We start from the raw sequence: 7,233 nt of genomic DNA on the forward strand, positions 1-7,233 counted from the left end.
TCGTCAAAGCAATCGAGGCAATACAGTTAACCTTGGCCGCAAGGGTGCACTTCAGATCGTGCATCTGACGGCCACCACAACTATCGATTGAAGGTATTCGGACGGCTCACGCGATCGAGCGCGAGGGAACCACGTGCAGCTGCTCGTCGGGCCGCCGGCCATGCGAGGCATTCAGCAGCTGGCGGATGCGGACGGCGGGAACCGGCCGGCTGAACAAATATCCCTGGGCTTCGGTCACCGCGCCATCGGCGCTGATCAGTTCGAGCTGCTCATTGGTCTCGATGCCCTCGACCACGACCGACATGCCGAGGTCCGCGGACAGCCGCGCCACGCCGCGCAGCAAGGTCAGCGGCCGATCACTGTCGATGCCTTCGAGGAAGGAGCGGTCGATCTTGACCTTCTGCAGCGGGAAATTGTGCAAATAGCTGAGCGACGAGTAGCCGGTGCCGAAATCATCCAGCGAGATCCGCACCCCGAGCGAACGCAGCTGCGACAGCACGTCGTGGGTCAGCTCGGTGTTGTGCAGCAACGAGGATTCGGTGATCTCGATCTCGAGCCGGTGCGCCGGCAGGCCAGAGACCTCGAGCGCGTAGCGGACCTCGCTCAGCACGTCGCGCTGATGGAACTGCTGCGGCGAGAAATTGACCGCGACGCTGACCGCCTCGGGCCACTTCATGCATTCCATGCAGGCCTTGCGCAGGATCCAGCGCCCGAGATCGACGATCAGGCCCATATCCTCGGCGACCGGAATGATATCGACCGGAGAGACGGTGCCGCGCGCCGGATGGTTCCAGCGCAACAGCGCCTCGCAGGTCGAAACCTTGCCGGACTTCAGGTTGATCAGCGGCTGGTAGAAAAGCTCGAATTCCTCGTTGGCCAGCGCCTTGCGCAGATCGAGCTCGAGGATGCGGCGCGCTTCGACGGTCTGGGCCATCTCGTCGCGGAAGAAGCAGAAGGTGCCGCGGCCGTCGGCCTTGGCGCGGTACAGCGCCATGTCGGCGTTCTTCAGCAGCGTGTCGGCGCCGACACCGGGCGCGGTCATCGCGATGCCGACGCTGGCGCCGATCTCGACCAGATGGTTGTCGATCTTGTAGCGCTCGCTGAGCCGGTCGACGATGCGCCGCGCCAGCGCGGCGGCGTCCTCATGCGAGTGGATGTTCTGCTGGAACACGACGAACTCGTCGCCGCCGAACCGCGCCACGAAATCCTCCGGACGCAGCATCTCGCGCAGCCGCTCGGCGACCGCGCAGAGCAGCTGGTCGCCGCAGGGATGGCCGAGCGTATCGTTGACCTGCTTGAACTGGTCGAGATCGACGAACAGCAATGCGGAGCGGTGGTCGCCATGCTGCATGGCGAGCAGCCGGCCGATCTCGTCGCGGAAATTGACGCGGTTGGGCAGCGCAGTCAGCTCGTCGTAGCGTGCGAGGTGGCTGATCCTGGCCTCGGCGTCCTTGCGCTCGGTGATGTCCTCGACCAGCACCACCGTGCCGCCGCCCGCCATCGGCTGGAACGTCCAGTCGAGCGAGCGGTTCTGGGCCGGATCGGGGTCGCTGGTGACGATGTCGCCGCGCTGCGAGCTCTCGATCTCGTAGAGGATCTGCTGCGCCGCGGCGGCCGAGATCGCGCCGGACAGCACGCAGGCATTGCAGATGTCGGTCGCGCTGGCGCCGCGCTGCACGAAATCGTCGGACAGCTCCATCATCTCGATGAAACGGTGGTTCATCACCGCAAGGCGGCCGTCGGCAGAGAACATGCACAGGCCGTGCGGCATGTTGTTCAGCGCGGTATCGAACTGGCCCGCCAGCGCCGCCTCGCGCTCCTTGGCGATCCAGGCATTGACGTAGATGCGCTGCAGGCTCGTGGTGAGGTGGCGGATGGCGCTGAAGAATACCAGGCTGAGCAGCGCAAGCGCGATGTGATAGGGACCGCCGACATACATCAGCGCGGCGATCAGGGGACCGATCGACATCAACAGATGCAGATGGAAGATCTGCGGCCGGCCGAAGGTCCGCCCGACCCCCGCCGAGGTATAGGCGACCACCGTGGTCACGCAGAGCATGTGGGCTGCGGCATCGTTGGTGGTGACCAGGACGGCAGCGCCCCACAGGCCGAGCGCAATGCCGTAGGCAAGGCTGCCGATCCGGTAGCGTTTCTCCCACGTCACGGATTCTTCGACGGTGAGCCGGGAATTGCGCTGCTGGTAGCGGTACATCTGCCACGCGCGCGCCAGGCCGACCACGATGAACAGCGGCACGCACAGCCAGGACAACAGATTGCCGGTGACGAACGCAATCACGGCGCCCGCGATCGCGGGGCCGAAAGCGCCGAAGATCATGGGCGCGGGGTTCATGAACAGGGAATCGACCAGCGCCGCGGAGATCGTCGGCGACATCGACTGGTCCGGTTCTCCCGTCTGACTTGCAAACTGCATTGTGAGAGCGCGCGTCCTTTTCAGCTCGCACTCTTACTGATCGCAGGTGAAGTCTTTCTGAGGGAATATCGTTAGCGAGTCCTTGCCGCGGACCATCGACGACCGGAATTCAATATAGAAATCAGTGCGCTAGATGAGAAGCGCCGACCGCCCCGGGGTTCCCCGGAGCAGCTATGCACGCGCTCACGACAACAGCGGCGACCAGGCGGGGTCGGAGGCAAAACCCGGGGTCGGGACCCGCAGCTCGTTGCGCCCGGAAACGTCGATGGTGAACAGCGACGGTCCGCTGTTGCCGCCGGGATCGCGGAAGAACATCACGACGCGCCCGTTCGGCGCAAACGTCGGACCTTCATTGTGAAAGCCCGAGGTCAGGATGCGCTCGCCCGAGCCGTCCGGCTTCATGATGCCGATCGCGAACTGCCCGCCGCCCTGCTTGGTGAAGGCGATGTAATCGCCGCGCGGCGACCACACCGGCGTCGAATAGGTACCGTCACCGAACGAGATGCGCTGCGCGGCGCCGCCGGTTGCCGGCATCACATAGATCTGCGGCTTGCCGCCGCGATCGGACTCGAAGCAGAGCCGCGTGCCGTCCGGCGCGTAGGATGGCGAGGTGTCGATCGCCGGCGTGTCGGTCAGCCGCGTCATCGACTTCGAGCGCAGATCCATCACGAACAAATTGGAGTTGCCGCCCTGCTGTAGGCTCATGATGACGCGCTGGCCGTCGGGCGAGAAGCGCGGCGAGAACGACATGCCGGGGAAGTTGCCGACGATCTCGCGCTGGCCGGTCTCAATGTTGAGCAGATAGACGCGCGGGTCGCCCTGCCCGAATTCCATATAGGTGATTTCCTGGGTCGACGGCGAGAAGCGCGGCGTCAGCACGAGATCCGAGCCGCGGGTCAGATAGCGCACATTGGCGCCGTCCTGATCCATCAGCGCGAGCCGCTTGACGCGGCGATCCGCCGAGCCGCTCTCGTCAACGAACACGACGCGGGTATCGAAATAGCCCTTCTCGCCGGTCATGCGCTCGTAGATCTGGTCGGAGATGATGTGCGCGATGCGCCGCCAGTATTCGGCCGAGGTGTCATATTGCTGGCCGGCGAGCTGCTGGCCGGTGTTGACGTCCCAGAGCCGGAATTCCGCCTTCACGCGCCCGTTGCCCTGGCGCGTCATGCGGCCGGTCACCAGCGCCTGCGCGTTGATGCTCTTCCAGTTGTTGAAGTTCGGCGCCGCGTCGATGTTGATCTGCTTCTCGAGATAGGCAGCCTGATCGATCGGCGCGAACAATCCGCTGCGCTTCAGATTGTTGGTGATCACCTGCGTGACGCCGACGCCGACTTCGGCATCGCCAGGCGTGCCGGCTGCAAAATTCGGGATCGCGATCGGAACCGGCGCGAACTCGCCTTCCGGAATCGGAATTCGCTTCGGGCCAGTCTGCCCGAAAGCGCTCTGGGTTCCCGCAAGCGCGCCGAGGGCCGCAATTCCGGAGATCATCTGTCGACGGTCGAGGCGAAATTTCATGGTCCGCAAATCATTCGTGTTGGTCATTGTCGGTAACTTTTGCTTGCCGTTGGCCAGGCGCCGCGGTTGTCCTCAGGTCTTCCGTTCTGTGAACACCGGCGCGAAATACTTCCATTCATCGAAGAAGGCGGCCGGCAGCTTATACGGCTGGCATTCGATGATCGCCCGCAGCGCGCTCTCCTGATAGACCCGCAAATAGGGCGTTCCCGGCGTGCCTTCCGGCACCGGCGGCGCTTCGAGCTTGCCCTCACGGTTCAGCTTGATCTCGAAGACGGCTTCGGTCTGCTGCGCCTCGATGCCGCCATAGGGCTTCTTCCAGCAGCGCTCGACCTGCTGCTTGAACATCGCGCCCCAGGTTGCGGAGTTGTCGGCAGCCTTACCCTTCGCGGTGCCGAGCGAGGCGTTGGCGTTGAGCGTATCGCCTGTCGCCGAAGCGCGCGTCGGATCGCGCTTGTCGAGCAGCGCCGCGATCTTGCTCTGGTCGAACACGCGATCCTTCGGCTTCTGCTCCGGCGGCGGCTTGGCGGCCTGTGCGACAGGCTTCGGCGGCGGCTTCTTCTCTTCCTTCTTGATCGCTTCCGCAATCGGGTCGGGCTTCACCGGATCGGGCTTCTTCTCGACCGGCTTCGGCTCTTCCTTCGGCTTGTTCTCGACCTTCTTCGGCGGATCCGGCTTCTTGTCTTCCGGCTTCTCCACCTTTGGGGTGGGCGCCGGGGCCATATCGGTCACGACCGGCGGCTTCTTGTCGTCGATCTTGCCGACAGCGTCGTCCATCGGCTTGGCCTCGGCGACCTTCTCGACCAGCGGCTTGGGATTTTCCTTCTTGCCGTCCTTCTGGCCGGACATCACGTGCGAAAGCTGGTCGGAGGAGATCACGTCGACGGCAACGGATTCCTCTTCGGGCATGACATACGCCCGGGTCGAAAACGACACGAGGCCCCACCCGATCACGAGGACGTGCAGGACAATCGATGCCGCCAGAGTCTTGTCGACCTTGACCTTCAAATCAGGCTTCCCCGTGCCTTGGCATGGTGGTTATCCGCCTTCCGGGATGATGACGATATTCGCCTTGAATCCCGCGGCCCGGACTTCCCCGAGCAATTTCATCATATCCGTGTAACAGACGTCCTTGTCGCCACGCAGATAGACCACTTTTTCGGCTTCCGACCGGGCATCTCCGATCGCCTTGATCTTGGCCGGAAAATCGGCGGCCGTGATCGGCGCGTCGCCGAGATAGAGTTCGACATTCGAATTGCATCCGCCGCCGGTGCGCTTGACCGACAGCGTCAGCGGCGGCTGGTTCGACGAGATCGACTTGCCGCCGCTCGCGACCGGCAGGTCGATGTCGATATTCGACGTCATCAGCGGCGCCGCCACCATGAAGATGATCAGCAGCACCAGCATCACGTCGACCATCGGCGTGACGTTGATCTCGGCCATCACCGGCTTGCGTCCGCGACGGCGCCTGCCGCCACCGCCGGACCCCGCCATGCTCATCGCCATGATCGTGCGCTCACAACAGTGACCATCATTTGAACTCAGCCCCGCTCGTCGATCTGACGCGACAGGATGGCGGAGAACTCGTCGGCGAACCCCTCCAGGCGCGCGGCCTGCCGGTTCACCTCCGAGGTGAACTTATTGTAGAAAATAGTCGCCGGAATTGCGGCAATCAGGCCGATTGCGGTCGCAAACAGCGCTTCGGCGATGCCGGGCGCCACCACCGCCAAAGAGGTGTTTTTCGAGGCCGCGATCGACTGGAAGCTCGACATGATGCCCCAGACGGTACCGAACAGGCCGACAAACGGGCCGGCCGAACCCACGGTGGCAAGCACCAGGAGGCGCCGTTCCAGCCGTTCCACCTCGCGGGCGATCGAGACGTTCATGACCTTCTCGATTCTGGCCTGCAGGCCGGCAAACGACCGCGACTGGCTCTCGAAGGAGCGCTTCCACTCCCGCATTGCGGCCACGAAACAGGCCGCCATCGACTGGGTCGGCTTGGCGGAAAGCGCCCGGTAGAGTTCCTCGATCGACTGGCCGGACCAGAACGCCTGCTCGAACTTGTCCATGGCCCGCTTGGTGCGGGCGTAGAGCAGGACCTTGTCGATTGCGATCGCCCAGACCCACACCGAGCAGGACAGAAGTCCCAGCATCACGCATTTGACGACCCAATGAGCCTGCCAAAACAATGCGATCAGCGATACATCGCTCGATGCCAGTGGCAGAGTCGACTGAGCCACATCGGCGGGATTCATCGGCAATATCCTCTCAACGCAAGTGTCCCAATTCGGCGGGCCGCCAATCGGCACCCCTTCCACGGCCGCGCGCCCGGCGCGGCAAAACTGCGCGAGAGCCTCTTACATCTGTCGCATGGGGGGCCCGTCCAAAGCCGGGCCCTGCTTCCCCTGCCAACATGTCAAAACGAGGGCTTTTCGCGCGTCATTCCGACCCTAACCAAACGCTAATCATGGTTAAGGCGAGGTTACCAAAGGGAAATTTGGAGGCGGGAAATGCCGCCGGCGGAGGTAGTTGGCGGGTTCCCGGGATGAACGGATCCCTCTTGAGGCGTGACCACCGCCGCCTCCACAGCCGTCGTCCCTGCTTTCGCAGGGACGACGATGAGGATGGTTCACGATTCAAGACGCCGAACACGGGTGTCATCACCCGCGAGCCGGGCGATGACGGCTGAGGATGGGGGATGTCGCTCCGCATTCTCCTCGCGTCATTCCGGGGCTCGCCTAGGACAAGAGCCCCGAATGACGACGGCTCACGTCAAATGCCGCACGATCGCAAGCCCCGCGAACAGGCCTGTGATCGAGAGCAGCACCGAGCCCGCGACATACAGCACTGCAAGCCCGAACTCGCCGCGCTCGTAGAGCAGCGCGGCGTCGAGCGAGAAGGCGGAGAAGGTGGTGTAGCCGCCGAGGATGCCGGTCATCAGGAACAGCCGCCAGGGCTGCGAAGCCTCACCCTTGAAGGCGAGATAGCCGGCGATCAGGCCCATCACGGTCGAGCCTGTGATGTTGATGATGAAAGTGCCGTAAGGAAATGCGGTACCGATGCAACGCGCGCAGGTGACGTTGATCAAGTGCCGCAGCATTGCGCCAAGACCGCCGCCGAAGAACACCAGAAGATAGCTTGCCGCGTTACCCACCAATGCCCCCGCTGGCGTGTGAAGAAGCTTGAGCAGCCCCGCTCAAAACTCACCCTCCCCTGGAGGGGGACGGTCGGTTCGCATGAAGCGAAGCGGAATGCGAAACGGGGTGGGGTGATCTCTCGGCACAGAC

At 63.6% G+C, this 7,233-nt stretch carries 6 protein-coding genes; all 6 read right to left on the minus strand.

Annotated elements, in window-relative coordinates; genetic code table 11:
• Window positions 1-106: 106 nt before the first annotated feature.
• The 6 genes from QMZ05_RS20305 to crcB all read right to left on the minus strand — a co-directional run bounded on the left by QMZ05_RS20305 (window position 107) and on the right by crcB (window position 7,100).
• A complete protein-coding gene (locus QMZ05_RS20305) occupies window positions 107-2,431 on the minus strand; it encodes an EAL domain-containing protein (protein ID WP_353702348.1) in 2,325 nt (774 codons plus the stop codon).
• Between the two features lie 183 nt (window positions 2,432-2,614).
• On the minus strand, window positions 2,615-3,949 hold the full coding sequence (gene tolB, locus QMZ05_RS20310) for a Tol-Pal system beta propeller repeat protein TolB (RefSeq protein ID WP_353702354.1): 1,335 nt from the start codon (window positions 3,947-3,949) through the stop codon (window positions 2,615-2,617).
• 72 nt (window positions 3,950-4,021) lie between these two features.
• Complete coding sequence (locus tag QMZ05_RS20315; protein ID WP_279709493.1) at window positions 4,022-4,954, minus strand: protein TolA; 933 nt, start codon at window positions 4,952-4,954, stop codon at window positions 4,022-4,024.
• Between the two features lie 30 nt (window positions 4,955-4,984).
• Window positions 4,985-5,452 (minus strand): biopolymer transporter ExbD, encoded by a 468-nt coding sequence (locus QMZ05_RS20320; protein WP_074128461.1) that lies wholly within the window; start codon window positions 5,450-5,452, stop codon window positions 4,985-4,987.
• Window positions 5,453-5,487: 35 nt separating this feature from the next.
• The gene (gene tolQ / locus QMZ05_RS20325; protein WP_353702349.1) at window positions 5,488-6,201 is read right to left on the minus strand and encodes a protein TolQ; all 714 of its coding nucleotides are present in this window, start codon (window positions 6,199-6,201) and stop codon (window positions 5,488-5,490) included.
• 512 nt (window positions 6,202-6,713) lie between these two features.
• On the minus strand, window positions 6,714-7,100 hold the full coding sequence (gene crcB, locus QMZ05_RS20330; protein ID WP_353702350.1) for a fluoride efflux transporter CrcB: 387 nt from the start codon (window positions 7,098-7,100) through the stop codon (window positions 6,714-6,716).
• Window positions 7,101-7,233 lie beyond the last annotated feature (133 nt).

Source organism: Bradyrhizobium sp. INPA03-11B (assembly GCF_040446015.1).
GTDB lineage: Bacteria > Pseudomonadota > Alphaproteobacteria > Rhizobiales > Xanthobacteraceae > Bradyrhizobium > Bradyrhizobium macuxiense_A.